The sequence below is a fragment of the Vogesella lacus genome, assembly GCF_979366295.1.
In genome coordinates, this window is record NZ_CEETQT010000048.1 from 1 (window position 1) to 313 (window position 313).

The 313-nt window shown below is 66.5% G+C and carries 1 protein-coding gene; it reads left to right on the forward strand.

Annotation, left to right across the window (positions count from 1 at the left end; genetic code table 11):
* The coding region (locus tag ACZ9W6_RS17660) for an Ig-like domain-containing protein (protein WP_465192494.1) at nucleotides 1-313 on the forward strand (313 nt) is incomplete at both ends.

A 313-nucleotide genomic window follows, 5' to 3' on the forward strand; every position in this document is an offset into this window, starting at 1 on the left:
GCCTGGTGGCTGACAGCAACACCGTCACCGAAGACAGCAACGCCACCGGCAATGTGCTGGCCAACGACAGCGACGCCGACGGCGTGCTGACCGTCACCGGCTTCAGCATCGCCGGCGTGAGCGGCAGCTTCACCGCCGGCCAGACCGCCACCATCGCCAACGTCGGCACCGTGACCATTGCGGCCAACGGTGACTACGTGTTTGACCCGGCCGACAACTGGAACGGCAACGTGCCGGTCATCAGCTACAACGTGGTGGACCCGAACGGCGGTACCGGCAGCAGCACGCTGACCCTCACCGTCACCCCGGACAA